The sequence below is a fragment of the Citrobacter sp. Ct235 genome (genome assembly GCF_030332305.1).
Lineage (GTDB): Bacteria > Pseudomonadota > Gammaproteobacteria > Enterobacterales > Enterobacteriaceae > Citrobacter_A > Citrobacter_A telavivensis.
The window spans coordinates 322,945-348,820 of sequence record NZ_JAOWIC010000043.1 but is presented as its reverse complement, the minus strand read 5'-3'; the positions used below and the strand labels follow the sequence as shown (position 1 = coordinate 348,820).

Below are 25,876 nucleotides of genomic sequence, written 5' to 3'. Positions count from 1 at the left end.
CCTCACTTATCATACACAGTTGTCTGTTTCACAAACGCCGGGCGGGGTAAACGGTTTACGCCGTAAGAAGCGGCCCCGACCTGCTTTCCCTGTAAAGATGCCGTCGCAGAAGATCGTTTCGCCACGCGACAGCGTTCTGACAATCGTTCCCTGACAGCGGAAACCCTCCCAGGGCGAATAGTCAGCGTTATCGTGCAGGTGGGCATGATGGATTTCCTGACTCTGACGGGGATCGATAATCACCACATCGCCATCAGCGCCAGGTGCCAGCCGACCCTTTTGCGGCCACAGGCCGAACAGTCTGGCGGGCATCGCACTGGTCAGCGCGACAAAACGTTCAGGGGTAATTCGTCCGCTCATAACGCCTTCAGAAAAGAGCAGTTGCAGGCGGTTTTCCACGCCGGGCAAACCATTCGGACAGCGGCTAAAATCACCGCCTGAGATCTGCAGGCGTTGGGCCATTGAGAAGGTACAGTGATCGGTTGCCACCACGTCGATGGCTCCGTCACTGATGCCGCACCAGAGCTTGTCCTGCTCACGAACATTGCGTAACGGTGGGCTGAGAATGAAGTTCAGGCCATCTTCCGCGTCATAACGGCGTTCATCCAGCAGCAGATATTGTGGGCAGGTCTCTATCCACACGGACTGATGATTCGCTTTCGCCAGACGTAAATAGTCCAGTCCCAGACCGTTGGACAGGTGAACGATATACAACGGCGCGTTCCCTGCAAGCTGTGCAAGGTTGATCATCCGGGCGATGGCCTCGGCTTCACATTCCAGCGGTCTGCTCTGGGCGTGATAGCGCGGCGAGGTTAAGCCAGCGGCAATGAATTCGGCCCGTTTACTGGCGATAGCGGCATCGTTTTCCGGGTGGACGGTGGTCAGCGCGCCGGACTTGTGCAAATGGCGCAGCGCCTGCAAGGTTTCATCATCGTTGAGTTTGTACTGGTAGGTCAGATAGAGCTTGAAGCTGCTGATGCCGTCTTCCACCATCATCGGGATCTCATCGAGAATGGCGTGATTAACGTGCTGAATGACGCCGTGGAAACTGTAGTCGATCGCCGCTTTATGCGCGGCATATTCCTGATAGACCTCCAGTTGATGGCGTAAGCGGCAGCCTCTCGGACCAAATCCCATATGATCGATAATGGTTGTTGTACCGCCACACGCCGCCGCGCGGGTGCCGGTAAAAAAATCATCACAGCTACGGGCGAGGCCTGTGTCGATATTGAAATGTGTATGCACATCCACGCCGCCGGGAAATACGTAACATCCCGCTGCGTCAATGACGTCACAAGAGGGAGGCGGCGCGATCTCCGCGTCCAGTTGGCGAACAATGCCGTTCTCAATCAGTAAGTCCTGTTTTGCCTGTCCGTCGGCGTTAACGACGATGCCATTTTTAATCAATACGCGCATAGCACACTCCAGAAATCCCCCGGTAAACCGGGGGAGGTAGATGGATTGTTATTTCGTTGCCAGCCAGGACAGTGGAATAGCTGCGTACATCGCGGCGCAGGTCACCAGATGTGATTTCCAGGTTTTTTCGTTTGGCGCATGGGCTTCGGGTTCTTTACCCGGACCAAAGCCGATCACCGGAATACCGTGACGTCCCATAATCGATACGCCGTTGGTGGAGAAGGTCCACTTGTCGACCACCGGCGCTTTGCCGAACAGTCCTTCATAGGCACTGACCAGCGCTTTGACGGTGAAGTGATCTTCTTCCACTTTCCAGGTTGGGAAGTAGCATTCGGTGGGGTAAACCAGCCCGGTCCAGGAGGGGCGGTCATAGTTGTACATCGAGACCACTGCATTGGCCGCTTTCACTGCCGGCAGGGCGCGAATCTCTTCCAGCGCACCTTCCCAGGTTTCGCCCCAGGTCAGACGACGGTCGATGGAGACGGCGCAACTGTCCGCCACGGCGCAACGACTGGGTGACGTGAAGAAGATTTCGGAAACGGTTAAGGTTCCTTTACCGAGGAAGTCGTCCCAGGCCAGATTCTGTGACAATTCCTGTAGCTCGTTGAGGATGGGGCCCATTTTGAAAATGGCGTTATCGCCGCGCTCCGGGGCGGAACCGTGGCAACTGACTCCCTGTACATCAATGCGTATCTCCATGCGTCCGCGCTGTCCACGATAGACCTGGCAGTCGGTTGGTTCGGTGCTGACGACGAATTCCGGGCGGATACCGGATTGCTCGATGATGTACTGCCAGCACAGGCCGTCGCAGTCCTCTTCCTGTACCGTACCGGTGACCAGCAGCGTGTACTCATCTTCCAGGCCGAGATCTTTAATGATCTTCCCGGCGTAAACCATTGACGCCATGCCGCCTTCCTGGTCAGACGTGCCGCGTCCGCCGATCAGTTCGTCGGTCTCCATCCCTTCGTAGGGATCGAAATTCCAGTTCTTGATGTTGCCAATACCGACCGTATCGATATGCGCGTCCATCGCAACCAGGCGCGGACCATGACCGATGTACCCCAGAATGTTGCCCATCGGGTCGATCTCGACTTTATCAAAACCGACTTTCTCCATTTCCTGCTTGATACGATGGATGACACGTTTTTCATCGCAACTCTCGCTGGGAATGGCGACCATGTCGCGCAGGAAACGCGTCATGTCCTCTTTGTAGTCGTTTGCTTTTTCAAGAATCAGTTTAAAGGGAATGTGCTTCGCCATGACTTTTCTCCAGTGTTCGCTCCCGAATCTCCTGGGGAGCGTTGTCCAATAGGGGGTGATTACAGTGCGACCGGATGTTTACCTTCCCAGACCACTTCGCGGTAGTGCTTCACATCGGTATCGCCTTCGGTACTGATGACCAGCACAACGGCGTCTTTATCTAACGCCAGTTTGTCCATTAAGGCCTGACGCTGTGGGTGATGATGGACGGCTGCCAGAACGCCTAGCCCTACGGCTCCGGACTCTCCGGAGATCACGCGTGGGTCGTGGCCAAAGGGATTGCCCAGTACGCGCATGCCCAGCGCGGCAACGCTGTCCTGACAGGAGATAAACTGTGTGGCGCAGTTGCGCAGAATTTCCCAGCCAAGCGGGTTAGGTTCGCCACAGGCCAGACCGGCCATGATGGTTGCCATATCCCCACCGACGTTGACGATGTCGCCTTTCACGCCAGAACGATAAATGCAGTCCGCTTTGTCCGGTTCGACGATGATGCTGTGCAGATTTTGTGGGCCATAGACGTCCACCAGATAGCCCAATACGCCGCCCGCCATGGCGCCAACGCCGGCCTGTAACAGCACGTGGGTTGGCGTGACGCCCAGGGCGCGCATTTGCTCAACGGCTTCATCGGCCAGCGTGGCGTATCCCTGCATAATCCAGGTGGGAATTTTGGTGTAGCCTTCCCAGGCGGTATCCTGCACCACTTCCCAGCCGTTCTGTTGGGCATGCTGCATCGTCAGACGAACGGTATCGTCATAGTTCATGTCGGTGACGATGCACTCCGCGCCGAGGTTGAGAATGGCGTCCACGCGCTCTTGCGCAGAGCCTTTCGGCATGTAAATCACCGCATGTTGTCCAAGCTGTTGTGCCGCCCAGGCGATACCGCGACCGTGGTTGCCGTCGGTGGTGGTGGCAAACGTCATTTTTTCGCCGATGGCGTTTTTGAGCTGCTCGAAAGAGAGCGTCTCAATATCAAGATGATATTTCTCACACAGCAGGCAGGCGATGGCCCAGGCTCCGCCGAGCATCTTGAACGCGTTGAGTCCAAAGCGTTTTGATTCATCTTTGACGAGAATTTTCTTCACGCCAAACAGGCAGGCAAGGTCATCCAGCGCACAAAGCGGCGTTGGGTGGTAGCCGGCGATCTTTTGATGGAACTGGCGAGCGACTTTGGCCTGTTTTTGCGAAAAAAGGGGCGACGTTTCACCGTTGTAAAAGCGGTTATCGGCAATATCGATCTTCAATGAGAAAACGGACATATCCTATCCTTTTGGCCTCCGGAAAGGAGAGCCGACCGGCAGGTCGGCTCAGGGGGTTATTTCACGCGCGGTTGCGCTTCTTTCAACAGTTGTTCCAGCAGTACGCCTGGCTTCGGATATTTGCGGGAGAGGATCATCGCGGCGATGATGTAGGGCTTCCAACTGGCTTCTTTGTAAGTCGCGATGCGGTATTTTTCGAATACGGCGTCGGTGACTTCGCCTTCTTTGCAGGAGACGCCGCTGATATCCGCTGGCAGGCAGTGCATATACAGCGCTTCGCCGTCGCGGGTGAGTTGCATCATTTCTTCAGTGCAGTGCCAGTTTTTATGCTTCGCGTTCTGTTCAAGGCACTGTCTTTCCAACGCTTTCAGGGCCGCATGATCGTTAGCCCGCAGAAGTTCAGTACGCTCTTCCATCACTTTGTAAGGTGCCCATGACTTCGGATAGACGATGTCGGCATCTTTGAAGGCTTCTTCCATGCTGGTGACCTGACGGAAACTGCCGCCGGACGCGTTCGCGTTGTTTTTCGCCACGTCAATCACGTCCGGAATCAGGTCATAACCTTCCGGATGCGCCAGGGTGACGTCCATACCAAAGCGGGTCATCAGACCGATAATGCCCTGCGGCACGGAGAGGGGTTTGCCGTAACTGGGTGAGTAGGCCCAGGTCATGGCGATTTTTTTGCCTTTGAGGTTTTCCAGAGAGCCGAAGTGCTCACGCAGCCAGGCCAGATCCGCCATCGCCTGTGTCGGATGGTCAATATCGCATTGCAGGTTAACTAACGCCGGACGCTGCGGGAGTACGCCCTGTTTATAGCCGTCATCAAGCGCGGCGCCGACTTCACGCATATAGGCGTTGCCCGCACCAAGATACATGTCGTCGCGAATACCAATGGCATCGGCGCAGAAGGAGATCATGTTGGCCGTTTCGCGGACGGTTTCGCCGTGCGCGATTTGTGATTTCCCTTCATCCAGATCCTGCTGAGCCAGACCGAGCAGGTTAAGGGCGGAGGCATAGGAGAAGCGGGTACGGGTGGAGTTATCGCGGAAGACGGAAATTCCTAATCCACTATTGAAGACTTTGGTCGCGATATTTTCGGCACGCAGCATTTTCAGCGCGGCAGCGACGTCCAGGACTTGTTTCAGTTCATCCGGCGTCTGTTCCCACGTAAGCAAAAAATCCTTCTCGTGAAGGTGTGAGGTCAGCGAATTGATATCCTTTATCAGCTCATTAACAGTTTTCATTGTAAGATCCTGGTAGTGGAATGACGGCAAGGTGGCTTATTCGCGGTAATGACAAGCGGCATCACCGATATACCAGGGACTAACAATAAGCGTGCCAAAATGAATCCGGCGGCGGATAAACAGAAATTCATCCGGCAATATGTGGTTTCGATCACAGAATAAAGCTATCTGTAATTCGTCATGAATATACGAAAACGTTTGGCTTAATAAATATCGCAATCTGTCAATGAAATTACTGGCGGAATAATACCCGGAAGGGGTGTAAATACCGTCAGTTTGATAAACTCACTCCGCTGATTCTCATATTGATATGGAAATGTGATTTCTCTTGCATATTTTCATTATAAAATGATAAAGAGCCTGTGTTTTTATCAAAGCAAAATTTGTCTGAGTTAGTATCCTTATATTCTACGAACCATCAATGTCTTCAATGATCAATCATTTAAGTGATTCCGGAAGGTAAGACTATGGTGCTTGCAACAACGCAGTCCGTTTTGATGCAGATTCAACCGACCATTCAGCGTTTCGCCAGAATGCTTGCCAGCGTTTTGCAACTCGAAGTTGAGATTGTCGACGACAACCTCTGCCGCGTCGCAGGTACCGGCGCCTACGGTAAATACCTCGGACGCCCGTTGAGCGGTAACTCCAGACTGTTGCGCTATGTACTGGAAAGTAAAAAAGAAAAGGTTGTGACGCATTCCCGCTTTGATCCGTTGTGCGAAGATTGCGATAGCAAGGAGAACTGTCGTGAGAAAGCTTTTCTGGGAACGCCGGTCATTCTACAGGACCGCTGTGTAGGCGTGATCAGTTTGATTGCCGTAACGCATGAACAGCAGGAACATATCAATGACAACCTGCGCGAGTTTTCAGATTATGTTCGCCATATATCCACCATTTTTGTTTCAAAACTTCTCGAAGACCAGAGTGGGAGTGACAACATCAGTAAAATATTTTCGACAATGATCGAGAATATGGATCAAGGTGTGTTAGTCATTGATGAAGATAACCGCGTACAGTTCGCGAATCAAACCGCGTTAAAAATTCTCGGCGCGGCGCAGAATAATATGATGGGAAAGTCGGTCAGGTTCCGGCCATTAACGTTTGAAAGTAATTTCACCCACGGGCATATGCAGCATATCGTCTCCTGGGATGATAAAAGTGAACTGATTATTGGTCAGTTGCATCATGTTCAGGGGCGGCAGTTATTCCTGATGGCCTTCCATCAGTCGCATACCAGTTCCTCTGTGTCGATTGCCACCGATGAGCCGCATATTGAGCAACTGGTTGGTGAATGTCGGGTCATGCGCCAGCTTAAGCGACTGATTAGTCGCATTGCACCCAGTCCGTCCAGCATCATGATTGTGGGGGAAAGCGGCACCGGGAAAGAGGTGGTCGCGCGCGCCATTCATAAACTGAGTGAACGACGCAATAAACCGTTTATCGCCATCAACTGCGCTGCGATACCGGAACCGTTGCTGGAAAGTGAACTGTTCGGCTATGTCAAAGGCGCATTCACCGGCGCTTCCGCCAATGGGAAAACCGGCCTGATTCAGGCGGCGAACAGTGGAACGCTCTTTCTCGATGAAATTGGCGATATGCCATTGATGCTACAGGCTAAACTGCTCAGGGCAATTGAAGCGAGAGAGGTGTTGCCGCTGGGGGCGAGCAGCCCGGTTCAGGTCGATATCCGCATTATTTCAGCCACCAATCAGAACCTCGGGCAGTTTATCGCTGAAGGTAAATTCCGCGAAGACCTGTTCTATCGACTGAACGTTATCCCACTGACCCTGCCGCCGCTACGTGAGCGACAGGACGATATTGAACTGCTGGTGCACTATTTTCTGCATCTGCATACTCGCCGCCTAGGGTTGGTTTACCCGGGTATTGCACCGGATGTGGTAACCCTGCTCAGGCACCATCAATGGCCGGGCAACCTGCGCGAGCTCAGCAACCTGATGGAGTATCTGGTCAACGTGGTTCCTTCGGGTGAGGTGATAGACAGTACGCTCTTACCGCCAAATCTCATCAACAACGGTAAAGCGCCGGAATCGGTTGGTGCGGTGGCTCACATGGCGCAGCTGCTGTCCGATGACACTGGCGGAACCGCGCTGGAAGAGATGGAAAAGCAGATGATTCGCGAAGCGCTGTCCCGCCACTCCAACAAAAAGCAGGTGGCGGATGAGTTAGGCATCGGGATTGCGACGCTCTATCGCAAGATTAAAAAGTACGAGCTGTTGAACGTTTAACTCGGCACGCAAACGTGTGAATGCCTCCATCCCGGAGGCAATCTGAAAGAGGCGGCGTCTATTATTTATTCCGGCCCGGTGCAGCGCTGTACGGTATCGACAATCATCTGATATCCGGTGCAGCGGCACAGATTTCCCGCCAGTTCGCGACGGATCTCCAGAATGGTCAACGGCTGTTCCCGCGGCTTTGCCAGCATTGCGGTGGTCGCCATAATCAAACCTGGCGTACAAAAGCCGCACTGTACGGCACCGGATGCGGCATAAGCCATCTGGACACGTGAAAGTTGACCGCCAGCCGATTCGCCTTCCAGTGTGCGGATCTCTTTTCCTGCTGCCCACGCGGCAAGATACAGGCAACTGTCAATGGCCGTACCGTCGACCAGAACCGTACAGGCACCGCATTCACCGACACAGCATCCCTGTTTGACGCTCAGCAACCCTTGTTCGCGCAGGAGTTCAGAGAGCGGCATTCCCGCCAGAATGCTGAGCTGAAAAGGGTGACCATTGATGACGCATTCCAGCGTGATTCGGTTAGTGTCATTCATTGCAGCCTTCCTCCCGCCGCGACAACGGCTTCAGTTACAACTTTCCGGGTCATCGTCTGGATGAGATGCAGACGAAATTCCTTACTGGCCCGCCAGGAAGAGCGCGGGGCGACGTCTTGCAGAACGGATTCAGCGATCGCGTCCAGCGTTTGCAGGGTCAATGGCGCATTTTGCGCCGCGCTCTCCGCATGCTGACAGCGAACTGGCGTGGGAGCCGCAACGCCGAACGCCAGGCGAAGTTCTTTAATACCGCCGTTATCCAGTTGGCATCGTGCCGCGCAGCCAATGGTCGAAATGTCCATCGCATCGCGCATGGCGTATTTAAAATGCGCGCTGCCGGTATCGGCCCTGGGCTGCGGGGGAAAATGAAAGGCGACAAGGATTTCATCTTGCTCAAGAGCGACTTTCCCGGGGCCGGTGTGAAAACCGTTGATACTGGTAAAACGCACTCCTTTCGGCGAGGCTATCTCAAGCGTGGCGTCATAAATCAGCGTTGGCGTCGCCGAGTCTGCGCTGGTTGCGCCGTTGCAGATATTCCCGCCGTAGGTGGCGACATTACGGATTTGCGGTCCGGCGATAGAGGCGGCAGCGGCGCACAGGGCTGGCAGATATCGTTGCGTAATGGGGTGCTCGATAATCTCGCTAAAAGTGGTGGCGGAACCGATGCGCAACCCCTCCTCCTTCGTCAATGTCATTCCCTGGAGCTCGGGCAGATCATGGATGTCAACGATATGGCGGTAACGCGCATTATGATGATGAAGTTGGATCAGGACGTCGGTTCCACCGGCGAGCAGTTTCGCCTGCGGATAGCGCGCCAACAGGCTGATAGCCTCGGCAATGCCTGACGCGCGATGGTAAGAAGCAAAGTCAAACATGGTCTTATCCTCAAATCAAGCCAGCCTGGTGGAACTCCGCATACAACCGTTTTGGCGTCAGGGGCAGCGTATTAATCGCAACGCCGGTGGCCATTTTCACGGCGTTACGAATGGCTGCAGCCACCGGGATAATGGGCGGCTCGCCGAGGGATTTATGCCCATACGCCGATTGCGGCTCCTGGGTTTCAACGAATGCGCTTTCCAGTTGTGGCAGGTCGGGCATGGTTGGCATTTTGTAATCGAGGAGATTGGGGTTTCGCACCAGGCCACTTTCCGCATCGATGATCATCTCTTCAAACAGCGACCAGCCAATGCCCATCCCCATCCCGCCGTGCACCTGTCCTTCCGCCAGTTGTGGATTCAGAATATGGCCGGAATCGTGGACATTGAGGATGCGGTTGATAGTGACCTTGCACAGGGCGATATCGACGCTCAGATCGACAAACGTACAGCCAAACGCCGGTGGGTTGGTGGTTGTTTTCACGGAACATTCCGCTGACAGTTGGCCACCGCGTTCCGGGTGATAAAACGCATCCATTGCCAGGTCTTTTAATGACAGCAACGGAGAGTCCGGGCGATCGATAAGGACGATGCTACCTGCCGTCAGCGTCAGGTTCATGACGGACTGATGCAGCATGTCGGCAGCGTGATGGAGGATTTTATCGCGCAGTTGCATTGCCGCTTTGCGCAGTGCCGGTGCGGCGACATAACTTTGGCGAGAGGCAAATGCGCCGGGGTCAAACGGGGTAATATCGGTATCCTGGGTCGAAATGACGTGTACATCGCTGACCGGTACGCCGAGGGTTTCCGCTACCATCTGCGAGAAGACGGTATCCGCCCCCTGACCGATTTCTGTGGCACCGCTCTGAACGTTGATCGTGCCATCCTGATTCATAAGCAGACGGGCACCGGCGATTTCCACGCCGACCGGCCAGGTGTTGGAGGTGTAGCTAAAGCAGGCGACGCCGACACCCCGGCGGATATTGCCCTGCTGGTGCTGACATTCAGCACGACGGGCATTCCATTCAAACAGCGTGCGGCCTTTTTGCAGACACTCCGGGAGTCCCGCGCTGTAGATGCGTTTGCCGGTAATCGGGTTCTTGTCGCCTTCGCAGGCCGCATTACGCAACCGAACCTCGAGCGGGTCGAGACCCAGCGCCGTCGCGGCATCATCCAGCATCGATTCCACGGCAAAGATCACCTGCGGCGCGCCGTAGCCGCGCATCGCGCCAGCGGAAGGGAGATTGGTATAGCAGGTGGTGGAACGGTAAGCATACGCGCTACGGGGATAGAGCCAGGCCACTTTGTTGCCGCCCGCCGAGGCGATTGAATGTCCGTGCGAGGCATAGGCGCCGGTATTTGACAGGACATCCAGACGATAGCCTTTCAACGTGCCGTCGCGATTGAGTCCCATCTGTCCATCAATCGTGAACGCATGGCGGGTCCGGGAAGCGAGAAAACACTCTTCGCGACTCAGCGAAACTTTCACCGGAATACCGCCCAGTTTACGGGTCAGGAACGCGGCCATTGGCTCTTCCAGCACATCCTGTTTGTTGCCAAACCCGCCGCCGACGTACGGTTTGATGACCCGCACGCATGACCAGGGAATATCCAGCGCCTGACCCACAACCCGCCGCACGATGTGCGGAATCTGCGTGCTGGAGACGATGGAAATACGTGAGTCATCTTCCATCCAGGCAAATGAGGTGACGCTTTCCATATGGCAGTGTTGAATGACCGGGGTCTGGTAATGTCCCTGGAGTTGATAATCTGCGGCATCAATGGCCTGCTGCACATTCCCCGTAGTCATTTCACTGCGATTGAGCAGATTACCGCCGGGGTGAATGGGGACTGCCTCCTGTGCCAGAGCGGCCTCTGGCGTGGTAATCACCGGGAGTTTTTCCCATTCCACCTTCACCAGCAGGGCGGCTTTCTCCGCGGTTAACTCGTCTCTTGCCACGACAATCGCGACCGCATCGCCATGATGGCGTACGTGACGGGTCAGCAGTAAACGGTCGGCGGTGTCGCGTTTGTTCTCATCCAACGTCCAGGCGTGTCCAGCCGTGGCGAATGGAATATCAGGTACATCTTCCCAGGTAAACACGGCCAACACCCCGGGCAGGCTTTTCGCCTCGTCACAGTCGATGCTGGTGGCGTAACCGTGGGCAATCGGGCTGCGAACGTATTTGGCATAACACATACCCGCCATCATGTAATCATCAGTATATCGAGCCCGCCCGGTCACTTTAGCAATGGCATCCACGCGCATACATGACTCACCGGTAGCGGTTGCTTCCCGCGCATCCATAAACGTCCCCCTGATTTGACTATTCGGTTCCTGAACAACCGTTAAATCAGGCAAGAATTACGCCAGAAGCGCAAAGTCGAACGGTGGGAGACGGGAAGTGTGACGGAGATAATAATATGGCCTGCTGAAAGGGATAACAGACCGGGAAAAATGGATGTCTTGCGTATCATTATGAGTTTAATCAACTCATTGTGATACACGGTAAGTGGCAGTGATAGCGTTTATCTGGCAGTCTGTGATGATACTTACCGACTCAATAAATTTGGCATCCGGATTATGACTGCTATCATATGGCGTCTGTGAATGTTGCGAGGAACGGTTTTGAGCGCAGGACGCCTGAAGAAAAATAGCCTGGGTATTGCCATGCTGCTTTGTGCAGGATTGCTGATCGCAGGCTGCTCGGGGAGCAAATCGTCTAATTCTGGATCCGGGTCTGGCGCCGTTTATACCGTTAAACGGGGGGATACGCTTTACCGTATTTCACGCACTACCGGCACCAGCGTCAAAGATCTTGCGCGTCTGAACGGCATTTCTCCGCCGTATACCATTGAGGTGGGGCAAAAGCTGAAGCTCGGTGGTTCGAAAACGGCCTCAGCGAAATCCACTAAAAAATCGTCCACCAAAACGGCAGCGGTCAGACCGTCCTCTTCTGTGCCGCAATCGTCCTGGCCTCCGGTGGGACAACGTTGCTGGCAATGGCCTGCCAGCGGTAAGGTGATCCTGCCTTACTCCACGGCGGAAGGTGGCAACAAGGGGATCGACATTTCCGCTGCCCGTGGTACGCCTGTTTATGCTGCCGGGGCAGGGAAGGTGGTCTACGTGGGCAACCAACTGCGCGGCTACGGTAATCTCATCATGATCAAACACAGTGAAGATTACATTACTGCCTACGCGCACAATGACACGATGCTGGTGAATAACGGGCAAAGCGTGAAGGCCGGACAGAAAATTGCCACGATGGGCAGTACTGATGCGGCCTCGGTGCGGTTGCATTTCCAGATTCGCTATCGTGCGACGGCCATCGATCCGCAGCGTTACCTGCCACCGCAGGGCAGCAAACCAAAATGCTGACGGCGAATTAATCGCCAGTCAGCAGGCCTGTCCCTTGCCAACAAGAGCGTAAGGTTTATAATGCCTTACGCACACCAAAGCGGGCGTAGTTCAATGGTAGAACGAGAGCTTCCCAAGCTCTATACGAGGGTTCGATTCCCTTCGCCCGCTCCATGACACTTCTTAAAGTATTCCAACTCACTGAATCCTAAGGGATATGGCCTAAAGCCTCCTTGCAGAGTTACTTACTGTAACCCACTGTGTAACCCTCTCAGGGCATACAGACATATGATTCAGCTATCCAGCAGTCACAAACTTCCAGCCGTCTCCTATCTCTACCAGCGTAACGGCGTCTACTACTTCCGTCTTCGGGTCAGACAATCAAACAATGATAGAATGACATCAGTATCATTACGGACCAAGGATAGACGCACCGCTATGGCTCACTCAAGGCATATCAAGGCAGCACTCAAGGCTATACACGCAGACAGACCCAACGCTACCTATGAGGAGATGAGGGAGCACCTTAAGGACATCGCTGAGTGGGAATTATCGACGGGACGCTCTGACCTCTTCGAGCCTGACATGAGGGAAACATATAGCGGGCTTTATTCAGAACTTGGTGGGAACCTTGTTGATGCACTAGCCTGTGAACCCCTTAGTATTGACCAGCATCGATACATTCACGAGGCTTTGGGAGTGCTTAAGGCCTGTATGAAGCGTATCGATGCGGGAGACAGTAAGCCACTAATAGATTATATCGATGGATTTGATGATATTGAGCGGCAAGGTGACCAAGCCTCTGTGTCCCTATCTGTTGGTGCTCCAGAAGTAAAACCAGAAGTTCAACCTGTGGTCACCGTAGCGAGCCTCTTTGAGCAATACGAAGCGGAGAACGCTCAGAACTGGAAGCCTGCAACCTTAAGGGAAAACAAAGCGTCACACGCAGCGTTAATCGAAATATTCGACTATCTGGGTCTCAATGCTGAAGCCAGTAGAGCAGACATGCTCAGAGTTCGTGATGTGCTCCAGCAGTTACCTAAGAACCGTAAGCAGCGCTTCAAGGTTGCCTCATTGGCTGACCTGCTGAGCCGTGATGATAGGACTGATTGTCTGGATGTTGTCACCATCAATAACAAGTATCTCATCAAAATGGCGGCAGTCTTTAAGTGGGCTGTCCGTAATGGCCTGATCAAAAAGAATATGACTGAGGGGCTGGAACTTAAAGTCCCTCAGCGTAAAGCCTCTGAGGCCCGTAACGCCTTCTCTACGGAGCAGGTGAGGCAACTACTGGTCGCCGCTAAGGCTTACTCTCTGAAGCCCTCTGGTAAGCCCTATCACTACTACGTTACCGCTTTGGCTGCTATCACTGGGGCGAGGCTTAATGAGGTGGCTCAACTTCAGGTCAAAGACGTTAGGACCACTGAGGCTGGGACCCTCTATATCCATATTAATGAAGACGATAGCCGTCTGCCGGGTAAGAGTATCAAGAACGTTCACAGTGATCGCAGTGTGCCTTTGGTTGATGGAGCCTATGGTTTTGTATTGGCTGACTTTAAGGCGCTTGTAGAGGCTCGTAGAGGCGCTGATGGTGATGACGCTATGGTGTTTGAGGGGCTTCGCCTAATGAAGAACGGTTACGGCGAGCAGGTAAGTAAATGGTTTAACCGTACGTTGCTGCCTAAAGTGATTGCTGAACGTAACGGGCTGGCTTTCCATTCGTTCAGGCATACAGTTGCGACTCAGCTAAAACAACATGGCGTCGAATTAGCGTATGCTCAGTCAATTCTGGGGCATAGTTCAGGGTCTATTACTTATGACCGCTACGCTAAAGAAGTTGAGGTGGATAGGTTGGTTAATGTGATGGTAGGTATTTATAAGGAGGTAAAGTAAATGGCAATTCCCTATGAACCAGCGGAGTTCAAAAAAGAAGCTTTTAACTGCCCGTACTGTCAGGCGTATGCTAAGCAAAAGTGGGTCCAATTATTTCCTTACTATGATGGAATGGCTTTCCCCATGCATGTGTCAGAATGTCAGCGCTGTGAGGAGCACTCATATTGGTTTGAGGAGTCCCTCATAATTCCTGCATCTGCGAATGTTGAGTTGCCCAATACTGATATGCCGGATGACTGCAAGGCCGACTACATGGAAGCCAGAAGCATCGTCAACCTTTCTCCTAAAGGGGCCGCTGCGCTCCTCCGCTTGTGTCTCCAGAAGTTAATGGTCCATCTAGGCGAGCCGGGGAAAAACATTAACGACGACATTAAGTCTCTCGTGGAGAAAGGCTTACCACCTCGTATTCAGCAAGCCGCAGACATTTGTCGAATCGTTGGCAATCAGGCGGTCCATCCCGGTGAGATTAGCCTTGATGATGACCCACAGTTAACACACGGTCTGTTTAAACTGCTGAACATCATTGTTGATGACCGAATTACGAGACCAAAGGAGATTGAGGAGATGTTCCAGAGCATGCCTGAGGGGCCGCGTCAGGGAATCGAAAAGCGCGACAAAAAGACAGCTTAGCAATCAATACGATTCACTTTAGGGAGAGGAACTCTGAGTAACTAACAGAAAGTGTGGTTCCATGCCTTTAGTTGTCAGGTTTAGCTCGCAAACCTACTTTAATATCAGCAAAAATCAATACGACTCACTATAAGGGAGAGGGACGACAAAGAGTTTTCCCTCTATGACAACTAACCGTAGCTTATCGCATCCTTTCAGGGGCGGGATGACCAATTACAGACACCAAGCGTTCAACTTAAAGTGAATGCTTCCTGTGTGCTCTGGGTCAGTCGATAAGTGAATAGCCAATGACAGTAATCATATTAATATGGCCTCTGGCCTACAGGGGCTAAACTTAAAGTATTACTTAAAGACCTTAGAGTTATATTACTTGTTTACACAAGATAATAATAAGAACTTAAAGAAGAACTTTATGAGAACTTAGCGTTATCTACTTCATTAGTCGTTTCAATTTGAAAAAAACGTTCAGTGTCTCCACATGAAACCATTCCTATTAATCTCAAAGACATTCTAAATGTGCATCCTTTGTCCTGCTGGTCTCCCTTCGCTTGGGGACTTTGAGTGGGTCAGTAGGGTTCGGTTTAGGGTGCATATTTAAAAGGTAACCAAGTAATGAATAATAAACATAAACATGCAGGTCATATTATTAATATTGAAGGCCACAGCTTTAAATCTAATGAGTCTGGCATGTGGAACCTTACAGAAATATGGAAAATCCTCGGATTACCAAACAATAAGCTACCCTCTCAGTGGCGCGGCAAGGTAACAAAGAGGCTCGCCGACATGCAAAAAATGCACGTCGAGAAGATTGGTATTGAAAGCATAACCTACGCAGACAAACAGGCAACCCTCAAGTATGCCGGATGGGTCTCTGAAGATTTCGAGGACATGGTCTATGCGGCCTTTGAGGCTATCCTTGAGATGCCTGAAGTTGCCACGGTCGTTGCTAATAAGATGGTCGAACTTGGCTATCTCGCTGAAGCTGAGCTATTGGAACGTCATAAGGACGACTACAGGGAAGCTATGCAGACCCTTAACAAGATTGGTAAATGTGTTGACGGTAGGAAACCTGAGCGCATCTACAGGGCTGTGCTTAACGGTCACCTGACGAAATCCCAAGGGTTATCCATGATTTCTCGCAGCAGCGTCTGGTATGCCCGAACACTGAATCTATGATAGCTATCGATCTCCATAGATATGAGCGATCAATTTCATGTTACCGATCGAGACAAACGATCAACACAAAGGCTGCAATCAGGCTATCCTACCCTCAGTCACTGAATGGATTACTTTAGGAAAATCATTATGGTAAGAGGTATGGGGGCGTTCATTGTTATGGCTGCGCTACTGTTGGCTATGGGATGTATGGCTGGTTATATATACGGTGGTATCTCGTGGTCTACCTATTACGCAGTTGGTCGGGCTGTTAAGGCGTTTTGGTGGGCCGCCGGAATATTGTTCATTGCCGGCATAGTGTATCGCATTGTTTTCAATAGGCTGTCAGGTATGTGCGGTATCCTTTTATTTGTAGCCATTGCTGTAGCTCTGGTGCTGACAGGTTTTCATTATGCGGTTGGCGGCAGTGCTTGGTGGCGGTGAGTGATGCTTACAGCCTTTTTCTAAAATCTCCCACAAAAATCTGAGCGTCTATCTAATAGTTTACTCTCTCGTATTGTCCCCGTAGCCTTCCTTGATTTTGCCCTGAAACGAGGGAGGCTACCCCTTGAAGTTGAAACATTGAGACCCTTCCAGATGTTCTAACCTTTGTTCTATTCTTTTTGTGGGAATATTACATGTATCCGGCCTTGACCAAAGATCACTCAACGTGTAACCATAACTGTAACCATAAGGATTCATCATCTTTTAAGAAACAAATGGTTAACGGTGAGTTGTCTTCGATACTTCGATTCCCTTCGCCCGCTCCAAACTCAAGTCTCCTGAAGTCTACCAAACTCAATTTTCCCTTGATAAATCAGCAGTTATTGCATTCTATTAGTCTATTGAACGCAATTGTACTCCCCCAAGGTCAAGCTCAATGTGAGGGTATGGATGGGGAATACTTTCAGTCAGCTACAGCCATTTTGCCTGCAACGTTTCTGGTGTGACAACTTTTGCCCCGATGCGCCGTTTCGGCCGAACAAATAATGAAGGTCTATGGCACATGACAAGACGCAACAAAGAGGTTGCGCCGAACGACACCGGCGATCTGCCGGTGTACAAGCCCGTAGAGCGATTATGGAGAAGAAGCCAGTGACAGCGCGTTACCGCGTGAATACGATATTTCCAGAGCAACTATCGTCGCACTATTGCATCAACAAAGAATTAAAAGTTATTCATACAGTTAGTGTAAATGAATTTCGCTGAAACCTGAGCATCCTGTTTCGGGTGTTCATATACGTAGTCAACGAAAGTCTTATAGAGCGTAATCATCTGGGGAGTGACTTCGGACTTGCCATTCATATTATCGAGACGCTGATAATATTCTCCTTTGGTCATTCCTCCGTTTCGGCCCTCGGTTACGTTTGCGGTAAATTGAGCCATACCCATGCACATTTGATCTTTGTCGCTACTCGCTTTATCCGGGTGGAGGGCACCTTCAAGCACTTTATCACCACTAATGGCATGTTGCGCCCACGCTGAATTGTTGGCGATAAACTTTTTGGAGCCAGTGGCAACACCGTATTCGATGCGAATGCCATTATCGTGATAACTGCCATCTGCGTCTTTGGTTGCGAGTTTTAATGAGATTCGGCAACCGGGCAACGTTTTGTTTTCCTGAACAGAAACTATCACCGTGTCCGTGTCGCAATCGGCAAAGCTGTATTCGGGATTAACGTAAGTATTCGTTTTAACCAATAACCCGGTTAAACCGTTTTTATAGCCTTTTGCCGGTAGGGTTTTGTAGGCGTTGCGGTCGCCCTTTTTTATTGCTTCACGGAAGTGATCCATTCCGATACGTGTAGCCAGTTGATCAATGCTTTCGGTTGCGTAGGATGTTGTTGACGCTGTGATGAGTAAAGTGCCTAACGCTGCCTTGCACATAAAGCCTGTTTTTCTAATCTGCTCTTTAAGCATGTTGTTCTTTCCTCGAAATCCACCCATGCGGTGTTTCTAACAACATAATAAACGTTTGATTCGTAATATCACGATAAGTGAATGGCTCTTTAGTGGTCATCTGCGCAAATTCAGCGATGAAAAAGTCCCTTCGAACCCTGTTTGAACAACGAGTAAAAGCATTGTGCATTGCCACCGGAATGCGTCAGGAAGCTTTTGCTGAACGGTGCGGATTAGCACGTCGCTGTTGTACGTAGTATGGGGACCGCAAAGCGGTGCAGGCCCAATACCAATGACAATTGAGGTATCGTATCTGCGCTCAAATAAGATAAGCTGAAACAATAGAGTAGATGTCATATTCTGAGTTTTAATTACTGGATGGGTAAACAGATACCGGGTGCGGATAATAATTGTCTGTCTTATCTAAAACTGATAGCTATAAGTATCTCTAAAAAATCAAAATACAGATGCACTACGTAGGCGTTACAGTGGCGTTTCACTTCAGTCAGGGCGAAAGATTATGAAAAATATAAATTTAATATCAGATGGTTACCTGGCCTCGTTGAGTAATCTTGAGTTACTGTCACTTCATTCCAAAATTTTGACAGTATTACGTTCGAGAGATGTTATACGCACCAAGAATAATCCTGTAGGTGATTACGCCGAATGGTTGGTTTCTAAAGCGCTAGGTATGACTCTTCTCAGTAATTCGTCAGCGGGGGCTGATGCCATCGATGCTGATGGCATGAAAGTGCAGATCAAAGCGAGGAGAGTGACGCCGGATAATCCTTCCCGGCAACTGAGTGCGTTGCGAAACTATGAGGCAGCCGATTTTGATTATTTAATTGCGGTTATTTTCGATGAAAATTACAACATTCTTGATAGTTACAAAATCCCGCATGAAGTAATACAAGATTATGCTCGGCATAGTGATCATGTTAACGCGCACATCATTAACCTTAAGGGCGCAATTCTTACCGATCCCCGCGTTATGTCCATCAAAGAAAACTTGATTGTCAGCAATTCAGTTTCAGTAAATGAAGTCTCTTCCCAAAACCCTCCGCTCAACGCCATGGCGGACGTTTTGAATCAGCAAGAGAGGATAACAAGCCGCGCTACGCTGACAGACCTCCTTAAGGCTATCGGGATGGAGTGTTTCGTAAACTACTACCATCGTTTTGCCGATTCAAATTTATCAAGCGCTGACATCATTGAGCAAATGCACTCACGTGAGGGGTATACAGAGAAAAGTTGCCGGACCCGTCTCAGTAAAGCGCGAAAAGTGATCAGGGATGGTTTAAGTATTGAAGCGTTGACGTTGGTTGCCGACTCTGGGCGAATACAAGATTCTGTCAGAAATGATGCGCTTAAGCTTATCAGCGTTCTGGAGTGAAAGGGTGTGTAAGTCGTTGTAGCGCATCCTACAAAGCATCGCGCTTTTGTTAATAAATCCATGAAATTACGATCTGTCTGGAGCGTGGAGATTTCCGTCGCCTGCACCAGACTCTGTTTCTCAAAACATCACCACTCTCAACTTTCCCCTTGATAAATAAAGAGTCATTAAATTCTATTCATCAATTGAGTCCAACCCTACTTGCTCCCTCAGGATCAGCCTGAATGTGGGAGTACGGTTTAGCTGAAAGGCCAGCCAATGGTGTGTGGCGGCGTATTCAATCATCTCTCATTTCATATATGAAAATTAAAATATAATTTTGACATTTTATGGTTGCGGAGAGAGACTGCCAGACAGAAGCAGGAGGGCTTATGCCGCAATTATCATCAATACAACTCTTCAAAAACCTCTCCGATGAAACTCGTCTGGGCATCGTGTTGCTGCTCAGGGAGATGGGGGAACTGTGCGTGTGCGATCTCTGCACGGCGCTGGAACAGTCCCAGCCCAAGATCTCCCGTCACCTGGCAATGCTTCGTGAAAGTGGATTATTGCTGGATCGCAAGCAGGGGAAATGGGTTCATTACCGCTTATCTCCGCATATTCCTTCCTGGGCTGCGCAGGTGATTGAGCAGGCCTGGCTAAGCCAGCAGGACGACGTGCAGGCCATCGCCCGTAAGCTGGCATCGGCTAACTGCTCTGGTAGCGGTAAAGCTGTTTGCATCTAAAAAATTTACCTGTACATATATGTTTTTACGAATGTGAGGTGTTAAAGATGAAGGCGTTAACGGTGTTTGATCCGGCGATGTGCTGCAGTACCGGCGTTTGTGGTTCCGATGTCGATCAGGTTCTGGTCGATTTTTCTGCGGATGTGCAATGGCTGAAAGGGCGTGGCGTGCAGGTTGAACGTTACAACCTGGCGCAGCAGCCCATGAGCTTTGTTCAGAACGAGAAGGCGAAAGCATTCCTCGACGCATCTGGAGCTGAAGGGCTTCCGCTGCTGTTGCTGGACGGTGAAACGGTGATGGCGGGGCGATACCCAAAACGCGCTGAGCTGGCTCGTTGGTTCGGTATTCCGCTGGAGAAAGTGGGGGTAGCTCCCACTCGCTGTTGTGGTGGTAATACGTCCTGTTGTTGAGTATGTCAGGAGGACATATGAAATTCTTACACAATATCCCGCCTTACCTGTTTTTTACCGGTAAGGGCGGCGTGGGTAAAACCTCCATTTCCTGTGCAACGGCTATCCGCCTGGCAGAGCAGGGCAAGCGGGTTTTGCTGGTGAGTACCGATCCCGCCTCCAATGTCGGTCAGGTATTCGATCAGGCTATCGGTAATACGATCCAACCCGTGGCTGCGGTGCCCGGTCTTTCAGCGCTGGAGATCGACCCACAAGAAGCCGCTCAGCAATACCGGGCCAGAATCGTTGATCCTGTTAAAGGCCTTCTGCCCGACGACGTCGTAAACAGTATCAGCGAACAGCTTTCGGGAGCCTGTACGACGGAGATTGCGGCATTCGATGAGTTTACCGGCTTATTGACAGACGCCACTCTGTTGACCCGCTTCGATCACATCATTTTTGATACAGCGCCGACGGGCCACACTATTCGTCTGCTCCAGCTTCCCGGCGCCTGGAGCAGTTTCATTGAAAGTAACCCGGAGGGTGCTTCCTGCCTTGGGCCGATGGCCGGGCTGCAAAAGCAGCGCGAGCAGTATGCTCATGCGGTTGAGGCGTTATCCGATCCCGAACGCACGCGCCTGGTACTGGTCGCACGCCTACAAAAATCCACGCTGCAGGAAGTCGCCCGCACGCATGACGAACTGTCAGCCATTGGCCTGAAAAATCAGTATCTGGTTATTAACGGTGTCCTGCCTGCAGCCGAAGCAGAGCGTGACGCCCTGGCTGCGGCAATAGGGCAACGGGAGCAGGCGGCACTGGCAAATCTTCCTGCCGGTTTATCTGAGTTGCCGACAGACACGCTATTCCTTCAGCCGCTGAACATGGTTGGCGTGTCCGCCCTGAAAGGGCTGCTCAACGAATGCGCTGAGCCAGCACGGCTTCCTGAACAGTGCGTACAATGCAAGCCAGAGAATATGTCTCTGTCTGTCATGGTCGATGATCTCGCCCGCAGTGAACACGGTTTGATTATGCTGATGGGTAAAGGCGGGGTGGGTAAAACCACGATGGCTGCGGCAATTGCGGTACGACTTGCGGACAGGGGTTTTGATGTGCATCTCACTACCTCAGATCCTGCTGCACACCTGAGTACAACGCTCAATGGCAGCCTCAAGAATCTTCAGGTCAGCCGAATCAATCCTCATGATGAAACCGAACGCTATCGCCAGCACGTTCTTGAGACCAGGGGCAGAGATCTGGATGCAGCAGGGAAACGGCTGCTCGAAGAGGATTTACGTTCCCCTTGCACAGAAGAAATTGCGGTGTTTCAGGCGTTCTCACGCGTGATCCGTGAAGCAGGTAAACGGTTCGTGGTCATGGATACGGCACCTACCGGGCATACGCTGCTGCTGCTGGATGCAACCGGGGCTTATCACCGTGAGATTGCTAAGAAAATGGGTGACAAGGGTCATTTTACCACCCCGATGATGCAGCTTCAGGATCCGGAACGTACCAACGTTCTGCTTGTCACTCTGCCTGAAACCACACCTGTGCTGGAAGCGGCAAATTTGCAGGCCGATCTGGAACGCGCGGGGATCCACCCCTGGGGCTGGATAATCAATAACAGTCTTTCCATTGCCGATACTCACTCACCGCTGCTTTGCCAGCGTGCCCGGCAGGAACTACCTCAGATTGAGGTTGTTAAGCATCAGCATGCTGACCGTATAGCACTTGTTCCGGTTCTGGCCTCAGAACCTACTGGCATCGAAAAACTCAGAGCGCTGGCGGGTTAATTTTAGTGTATACAGGGCGGCAGAGTCGCCCTGTCAGGAGGATGTATGTTACTGGCGGGCGCTATTTTTGTCCTGACCCTCGTTTTGGTTATCTGGCAGCCGAAGGGAGTAGGGATCGGCTGGAGTGCGATGTTGGGCGCGGTGCTGGCGTTAATCTCGGGCGTTGTACACGTGGGCGATATTCCGGTGGTATGGAATATCGTCTGGAATGCGACGGCAACGTTTATTGCCGTGATTATTATCAGCCTGCTTCTGGATGAATCCGGCTTTTTCGAATGGGCGGCACTGCACGTTTCGCGCTGGGGAAATGGTCATGGCCGTTTGCTCTTTACGTATATCGTTCTGCTTGGCGCAGCGGTCGCGGCGCTGTTTGCTAACGATGGCGCAGCGCTTATTCTGACGCCGATTGTTATCGCCATGCTGCTGGCATTGGGTTTCAGTAAAGGCACTACGCTGGCATTTGTTATGGCTGCCGGGTTTATTGCCGATACGGCCAGTCTGCCGCTTATCGTGTCAAACCTGGTGAATATCGTTTCTGCTGATTTCTTCGGACTGGGGTTTACTGAGTATGCGTCGGTGATGGTGCCGGTGGATATCGCCGCCATTATCGCCACACTGGTGATGCTGCATCTGTTCTTCCGCAAAGATATTCCGCCGACTTACGATTTAGCCCTTCTGAAAGCACCGGCGAATGCGATTAAAGATCTGGCAACGTTCAGAACCGGCTGGATAGTGTTGATTCTTCTGCTGGTTGGCTTTTTCGTCCTTGAGCCGCTCGGTATTCCGGTCAGCGCGATTGCGGCTGTTGGCGCTGTCATCCTGTTTGCGGTGGCGAAACGAGGCCATGCCATTAATACCGGTAAAGTACTGCGCGGTGCGCCCTGGCAAATCGTCATCTTCTCGTTGGGGATGTATCTGGTGGTCTACGGCCTGCGCAACGCCGGGCTAACGGAATATCTCTCCGCTGTGCTGAACGTGCTGGCAGATAAAGGACTTTGGGCCGCGACGTTGGGTACGGGCTTCCTGACGGCTATCCTGTCTTCCATCATGAACAACATGCCTACCGTGCTGGTTGGCGCGCTCTCGATTGATGGCAGCACTGCAACCGGCGTAATCAAAGAGGCGATGATTTACGCCAACGTGATTGGCTGCGATCTGGGACCTAAAATTACCCCTATTGGTAGTCTGGCAACGCTGCTCTGGCTGCATGTCCTTTCACAGAAGAACATGACCATCACCTGGGGGTATTATTTCCGCACCGGGATTATCATGACGCTACCCGTGCTGTTTGTAACGCTGGCCGCGCTGGCGCTACGTCTCTCTTTCACTTTGTAATGAGATACTGATATGAGCAACATCACCATTTATCACAACCCGGCCTGCGGCACGTCGCGTAATACGCTGGAGATGATCCGCAACAGCGGTACTGAGCCGACGATTATTCATTACCTTGAGAATCCACCGTCACGCGATGAGCTGGTCAAACTCATTGCAGATATGGGCATTTCAGTACGAGCTCTGCTGCGTAAAAACGTTGAGCCTTACGAAGAACTGGGGCTTGCGGAAGATAACTTTACTGACGACCAGTTAATCGACTTTATGCTTCTGCATCCGATCCTGATTAACCGTCCGATTGTGGTGACGCCGCTGGGAACGCGTTTGTGCCGCCCTTCAGAGGTGGTGTTGGATATTCTCCCTGATACGCAAAAAGGCGCGTTCGCGAAAGAAGATGGCGAGAAAGTGGTTAATGATGCAGGTCAAAGAGTGAAGTAAACATCAGGGGGGAGGAATGTCCCCCTGTTTACTTGATGACTTAAAACAATGGCTGATTTCTATGAAGTAAGCCTTCCTGTAACGCCTTGCGAAGGGAAGGCGTTATTCTTTTTTGCTGCAAGCCATTCCAGAACAGAATATATCTTATCCCGTCAGCCACTCTTTTTCTGCTTATTCATTTTTCAGTAATCGTTATTTAGTATTCTTGATTGGCCCCATCTGGCAGATGTGTATAGTGAATTTCACTTTTATAAAGCCCTTTTTATTAGCAAGGAGCATTTATGCATCTGGCCCGGTTTCCACGAATTTCACTTGGTCATTTCCCCACGCCGCTGGAGCCGCTGAATAATTTAAGCAAATTATTAGGCGGACCTAAAATATGGATTAAACGCGACGACGCAACCGGTCTGGCAACGGGCGGAAATAAAACCCGCAAGCTGGAATTCCTGCTGGCGGATGCGCTGGAGAAAAAAGCCGATGTGGTCATTACCCAGGGGGCGACGCAGTCAAACCATGTGCGCCAGACGATCGCGGGCGCCGCGCGTCTCGGGCTGAAAGCGAAGGCGCTGCTGGAAAAACGCGTTACCGATTTTGGTGAAGATTATCAGCGTTCAGGTAACGTATTGCTGGATACGCTGCTCGGCGGCGACATCGTCGCCCACCTGCCGGGCGGTACCGATATGCAACAGGCGATGGAGGAATACGCGGCGACGCTGCGTGAACAGGGGCACACGCCGTATATCATCCCCGGCGGGGGCTCGAACCCGATCGGCGCTCTGGGCTACGTGGCCTGCGCGGAAGAGCTGTTGTACCAGTCATCAGAGCGCCGTCTGCGCATCGATCATGTGGTTCACGCCACCGGCAGTACCGGCACGCAAGCTGGGTTAGTCGCCGGTTTTACCGCCACCAACAGCCATATTCCCGTGCTTGGCATTAGCGTGCGGGCGCCAAAAACAAAACAGGAAGAGAACGTCTGGAATCTGGCCTCGCGGACGCTGGATCTGCTCGGTGTGCCGGGGGAACTGTCGCGTCATGCGGTGGTGGCGAACAGTGATTATGTCGGTGATGGGTACGGTTTGCCGACAGAAGGCACGCTGGAAGCGTTGGCGCTGCTCGCCCGCCATGAAGGCATTCTGCTCGATCCGGTCTATTCCGCCAAAGGCATGGCCGGGCTTATCGATCTCATCCGTAAAGGCCATTTCCGTCAGGATGAAAACGTCGTGTTTATCCATACCGGCGGCGCGGCGGGTCTGTTTGGTTATCGTCAGGTACTGGAGCATGTCTAAGCCTTTCCTGCTTGGCGTACTGGGCGGTATGGGGCCGCTGGCAACACTGGATTTTCAGCGCCGCCTGCTGGAGGCCACGCCCGCACAGAGCGATCAACAGCAGATCCCCACGGTCGTCTGGAATGTGCCGCAAATTGTCGATCGCCAGGACGCGCTGGCGGGCAAAGGGCCATCGCCCCTGCCGCAGTTGCTTTACGCTGTTGAGAAGCTTAACCAGGCAGGGGCAAGCCATATCGCCATACCGTGCAACACGGCGCACCACTGGTACGACGCGCTGAGTGAAGCCAGTAATGCGCCCATTCTGCACATTGTTGATGCCACGCTGGATGCGCTGTCACAGGCTGAGGATAGGCCTCAGCGGGTGGGGGTGATCGCCACTAAAGGCACGCTGGAGGCGGGCTGGTATCAGGAGCGACTGGCAGCGCTGGGTATTGAGGCAATCGTGCCAGTCCCTGAGGAACTGGAGCACTGGTTTGTACCGGGCTGCTACGCAGTAAAACGGGGTTCGCTAAATGAAGGTGGGGAATTACTGACGTTGCAGGCCAACGCACTGTTTGCCCGGGGCGCGCAAAAGTTAGTACTGGCCTGTACTGAAGTGCCGGTTGCGCTGGAAGCGGCCAATGCGCCTTTCCTCCATCTCACCTGGGATCCGGCTCAGGCACTGGCAGAGCGATGTTCGCAATTATGGCAAACCTACGCACAGTTTAATTAGAACGCTGTCCGGTGCGATAACGGACGATAAA

Annotated in this window: 22 protein-coding genes and 1 tRNA gene; 15 read left to right on the top strand and 8 right to left on the bottom strand. The window is 52.0% G+C overall.

The features are described 5' to 3' along the window. Positions 1-9 precede the first annotated feature (9 nt). From hydA to ygeW, 4 genes are read right to left on the bottom strand one after another with little or no spacing between them, the layout of a single operon-like run. A complete protein-coding gene (hydA, locus tag OGY35_RS10780; protein WP_286632264.1) occupies positions 10-1,416 on the bottom strand; it encodes a dihydropyrimidinase in 1,407 nt (468 codons plus the stop codon). Positions 1,417-1,464: 48 nt separating this feature from the next. Beyond that, a complete protein-coding gene (locus tag OGY35_RS10775) occupies positions 1,465-2,676 on the bottom strand; it encodes a YgeY family selenium metabolism-linked hydrolase (protein ID WP_152402185.1) in 1,212 nt (403 codons plus the stop codon). Between the two features lie 59 nt (positions 2,677-2,735). Further along, positions 2,736-3,932 (bottom strand): diaminopropionate ammonia-lyase, encoded by a 1,197-nt coding sequence (gene dpaL, locus OGY35_RS10770; protein ID WP_152402188.1) that lies wholly within the window; start codon positions 3,930-3,932, stop codon positions 2,736-2,738. A 56-nt stretch (positions 3,933-3,988) separates the two neighbouring features. Further along, positions 3,989-5,176: a knotted carbamoyltransferase YgeW gene (gene ygeW, locus OGY35_RS10765; protein ID WP_152402191.1), complete on the bottom strand. Its 1,188-nt coding sequence runs from the start codon at positions 5,174-5,176 to the stop codon at positions 3,989-3,991. Positions 5,177-5,643: 467 nt separating this feature from the next. Here ygeW and OGY35_RS10760 point away from each other — a divergent pair, with 467 nt between their 5' ends. Next, positions 5,644-7,422 carry a sigma-54 interaction domain-containing protein gene (locus tag OGY35_RS10760; protein WP_286632263.1) on the top strand — a complete coding sequence of 593 codons (1,779 nt, stop codon included), beginning with the start codon at positions 5,644-5,646 and terminating at the stop codon, positions 7,420-7,422. Positions 7,423-7,487: 65 nt separating this feature from the next. Here OGY35_RS10760 and xdhC read toward each other — a convergent pair whose 3' ends face one another. Genes xdhC through xdhA form a run of 3 tightly spaced genes read right to left on the bottom strand, consistent with a single transcriptional unit; the run spans position 7,488 to position 11,150 of the window. After that, positions 7,488-7,967 carry a xanthine dehydrogenase iron sulfur-binding subunit XdhC gene (gene xdhC / locus OGY35_RS10755; protein WP_286632262.1) on the bottom strand — a complete coding sequence of 160 codons (480 nt, stop codon included), beginning with the start codon at positions 7,965-7,967 and terminating at the stop codon, positions 7,488-7,490. After that, entirely contained in the window at positions 7,964-8,842 is an 879-nt protein-coding gene (gene xdhB / locus OGY35_RS10750; protein ID WP_286632261.1) for a xanthine dehydrogenase FAD-binding subunit XdhB, read from the bottom strand. Before xdhB ends, xdhC begins: the two co-directional genes overlap by 4 nt. A 10-nt stretch (positions 8,843-8,852) precedes the next feature. Then, positions 8,853-11,150: a xanthine dehydrogenase molybdenum-binding subunit XdhA gene (gene xdhA, locus OGY35_RS10745; RefSeq protein WP_286632260.1), complete on the bottom strand. Its 2,298-nt coding sequence runs from the start codon at positions 11,148-11,150 to the stop codon at positions 8,853-8,855. Positions 11,151-11,471: 321 nt separating this feature from the next. Between xdhA and actS the strand changes: the two genes are divergently transcribed. From actS to OGY35_RS10715, 6 genes are all read left to right on the top strand, one after another. Beyond that, positions 11,472-12,221, top strand: coding sequence for an amidase activator ActS (gene actS / locus OGY35_RS10740; protein ID WP_178826257.1), 750 nt, complete (start codon positions 11,472-11,474; stop codon positions 12,219-12,221). Positions 12,222-12,300: 79 nt separating this feature from the next. Continuing rightward, positions 12,301-12,374 (top strand) — tRNA-Gly (locus OGY35_RS10735). Positions 12,375-12,488: 114 nt separating this feature from the next. Next, positions 12,489-14,093: a site-specific integrase gene (locus OGY35_RS10730; RefSeq protein WP_286632259.1), complete on the top strand. Its 1,605-nt coding sequence runs from the start codon at positions 12,489-12,491 to the stop codon at positions 14,091-14,093. Next, complete coding sequence (locus OGY35_RS10725) at positions 14,094-14,723, top strand: DUF4145 domain-containing protein (RefSeq protein WP_286632258.1); 630 nt, start codon at positions 14,094-14,096, stop codon at positions 14,721-14,723. 612 nt (positions 14,724-15,335) lie between these two features. After that, positions 15,336-15,899 (top strand): hypothetical protein, encoded by a 564-nt coding sequence (locus OGY35_RS10720; RefSeq protein WP_286632257.1) that lies wholly within the window; start codon positions 15,336-15,338, stop codon positions 15,897-15,899. 129 nt (positions 15,900-16,028) lie between these two features. Further along, positions 16,029-16,322: a hypothetical protein gene (locus OGY35_RS10715; RefSeq protein ID WP_286632256.1), complete on the top strand. Its 294-nt coding sequence runs from the start codon at positions 16,029-16,031 to the stop codon at positions 16,320-16,322. A gap of 723 nt (positions 16,323-17,045) precedes the next feature. Here the strand turns inward: OGY35_RS10715 and OGY35_RS10710 are convergent. Continuing rightward, positions 17,046-17,798, bottom strand: coding sequence for a hypothetical protein (locus OGY35_RS10710; protein WP_286632255.1), 753 nt, complete (start codon positions 17,796-17,798; stop codon positions 17,046-17,048). A 499-nt stretch (positions 17,799-18,297) separates the two neighbouring features. Here OGY35_RS10710 and OGY35_RS10700 point away from each other — a divergent pair, with 499 nt between their 5' ends. The 8 genes from OGY35_RS10700 to cuyB all read left to right on the top strand — a co-directional run bounded on the left by OGY35_RS10700 (position 18,298) and on the right by cuyB (position 25,845). Continuing rightward, the gene (locus tag OGY35_RS10700; RefSeq protein ID WP_286632254.1) at positions 18,298-19,170 is read left to right on the top strand and encodes a DUF6998 domain-containing protein; all 873 of its coding nucleotides are present in this window, start codon (positions 18,298-18,300) and stop codon (positions 19,168-19,170) included. A gap of 371 nt (positions 19,171-19,541) precedes the next feature. After that, positions 19,542-19,895, top strand: coding sequence for an As(III)-sensing metalloregulatory transcriptional repressor ArsR (arsR, locus tag OGY35_RS10695; RefSeq protein ID WP_286632253.1), 354 nt, complete (start codon positions 19,542-19,544; stop codon positions 19,893-19,895). 47 nt (positions 19,896-19,942) lie between these two features. Then, complete coding sequence (arsD, locus tag OGY35_RS10690; RefSeq protein ID WP_178826248.1) at positions 19,943-20,305, top strand: arsenite efflux transporter metallochaperone ArsD; 363 nt, start codon at positions 19,943-19,945, stop codon at positions 20,303-20,305. A gap of 17 nt (positions 20,306-20,322) precedes the next feature. Further along, positions 20,323-22,074, top strand: coding sequence for an arsenical pump-driving ATPase (arsA, locus tag OGY35_RS10685; protein WP_286632252.1), 1,752 nt, complete (start codon positions 20,323-20,325; stop codon positions 22,072-22,074). Between the two features lie 45 nt (positions 22,075-22,119). Next, entirely contained in the window at positions 22,120-23,409 is a 1,290-nt protein-coding gene (gene arsB, locus OGY35_RS10680; protein WP_286632251.1) for an arsenite efflux transporter membrane subunit ArsB, read from the top strand. Between the two features lie 12 nt (positions 23,410-23,421). Further along, positions 23,422-23,847: a glutaredoxin-dependent arsenate reductase gene (gene arsC, locus OGY35_RS10675; RefSeq protein WP_286632250.1), complete on the top strand. Its 426-nt coding sequence runs from the start codon at positions 23,422-23,424 to the stop codon at positions 23,845-23,847. A 281-nt stretch (positions 23,848-24,128) separates the two neighbouring features. Next, positions 24,129-25,133 (top strand): D-cysteate sulfo-lyase, encoded by a 1,005-nt coding sequence (cuyA, locus tag OGY35_RS10670; RefSeq protein ID WP_152402211.1) that lies wholly within the window; start codon positions 24,129-24,131, stop codon positions 25,131-25,133. Next, the gene (gene cuyB, locus OGY35_RS10665) at positions 25,126-25,845 is read left to right on the top strand and encodes a cysteate racemase (protein ID WP_286632249.1); all 720 of its coding nucleotides are present in this window, start codon (positions 25,126-25,128) and stop codon (positions 25,843-25,845) included. The genes cuyA and cuyB overlap by 8 nt, the downstream gene beginning before the upstream one ends. Positions 25,846-25,876 lie beyond the last annotated feature (31 nt).

Excerpts from the sequence above, each read along its gene's own strand:
- hydA (WP_286632264.1), bottom strand. The coding sequence starts at position 1,416 with ATGCGCGTATTGATTAAAAATGGCATCGTCGTTAACGCCGACGGACAG.
- OGY35_RS10775 (WP_152402185.1), bottom strand. The coding sequence starts at position 2,676 with ATGGCGAAGCACATTCCCTTTAAACTGATTCTTGAAAAAGCAAACGAC.
- dpaL (WP_152402188.1), bottom strand. The coding sequence starts at position 3,932 with ATGTCCGTTTTCTCATTGAAGATCGATATTGCCGATAACCGCTTTTAC.
- ygeW (WP_152402191.1), bottom strand. The coding sequence starts at position 5,176 with ATGAAAACTGTTAATGAGCTGATAAAGGATATCAATTCGCTGACCTCA.
- OGY35_RS10760 (WP_286632263.1), top strand. The coding sequence starts at position 5,644 with ATGGTGCTTGCAACAACGCAGTCCGTTTTGATGCAGATTCAACCGACC.
- xdhC (WP_286632262.1), bottom strand. The coding sequence starts at position 7,967 with ATGAATGACACTAACCGAATCACGCTGGAATGCGTCATCAATGGTCAC.
- xdhB (WP_286632261.1), bottom strand. The coding sequence starts at position 8,842 with ATGTTTGACTTTGCTTCTTACCATCGCGCGTCAGGCATTGCCGAGGCT.
- xdhA (WP_286632260.1), bottom strand. The coding sequence starts at position 11,150 with ATGGATGCGCGGGAAGCAACCGCTACCGGTGAGTCATGTATGCGCGTG.
- OGY35_RS10730 (WP_286632259.1), top strand. The coding sequence starts at position 12,489 with ATGATTCAGCTATCCAGCAGTCACAAACTTCCAGCCGTCTCCTATCTC.
- OGY35_RS10725 (WP_286632258.1), top strand. The coding sequence starts at position 14,094 with ATGGCAATTCCCTATGAACCAGCGGAGTTCAAAAAAGAAGCTTTTAAC.
- OGY35_RS10720 (WP_286632257.1), top strand. The coding sequence starts at position 15,336 with ATGAATAATAAACATAAACATGCAGGTCATATTATTAATATTGAAGGC.
- OGY35_RS10715 (WP_286632256.1), top strand. The coding sequence starts at position 16,029 with ATGGTAAGAGGTATGGGGGCGTTCATTGTTATGGCTGCGCTACTGTTG.
- OGY35_RS10710 (WP_286632255.1), bottom strand. The coding sequence starts at position 17,798 with ATGCTTAAAGAGCAGATTAGAAAAACAGGCTTTATGTGCAAGGCAGCG.
- OGY35_RS10700 (WP_286632254.1), top strand. The coding sequence starts at position 18,298 with ATGAAAAATATAAATTTAATATCAGATGGTTACCTGGCCTCGTTGAGT.
- arsR (WP_286632253.1), top strand. The coding sequence starts at position 19,542 with ATGCCGCAATTATCATCAATACAACTCTTCAAAAACCTCTCCGATGAA.
- arsD (WP_178826248.1), top strand. The coding sequence starts at position 19,943 with ATGAAGGCGTTAACGGTGTTTGATCCGGCGATGTGCTGCAGTACCGGC.
- arsA (WP_286632252.1), top strand. The coding sequence starts at position 20,323 with ATGAAATTCTTACACAATATCCCGCCTTACCTGTTTTTTACCGGTAAG.
- arsB (WP_286632251.1), top strand. The coding sequence starts at position 22,120 with ATGTTACTGGCGGGCGCTATTTTTGTCCTGACCCTCGTTTTGGTTATC.
- arsC (WP_286632250.1), top strand. The coding sequence starts at position 23,422 with ATGAGCAACATCACCATTTATCACAACCCGGCCTGCGGCACGTCGCGT.
- cuyA (WP_152402211.1), top strand. The coding sequence starts at position 24,129 with ATGCATCTGGCCCGGTTTCCACGAATTTCACTTGGTCATTTCCCCACG.
- cuyB (WP_286632249.1), top strand. The coding sequence starts at position 25,126 with ATGTCTAAGCCTTTCCTGCTTGGCGTACTGGGCGGTATGGGGCCGCTG.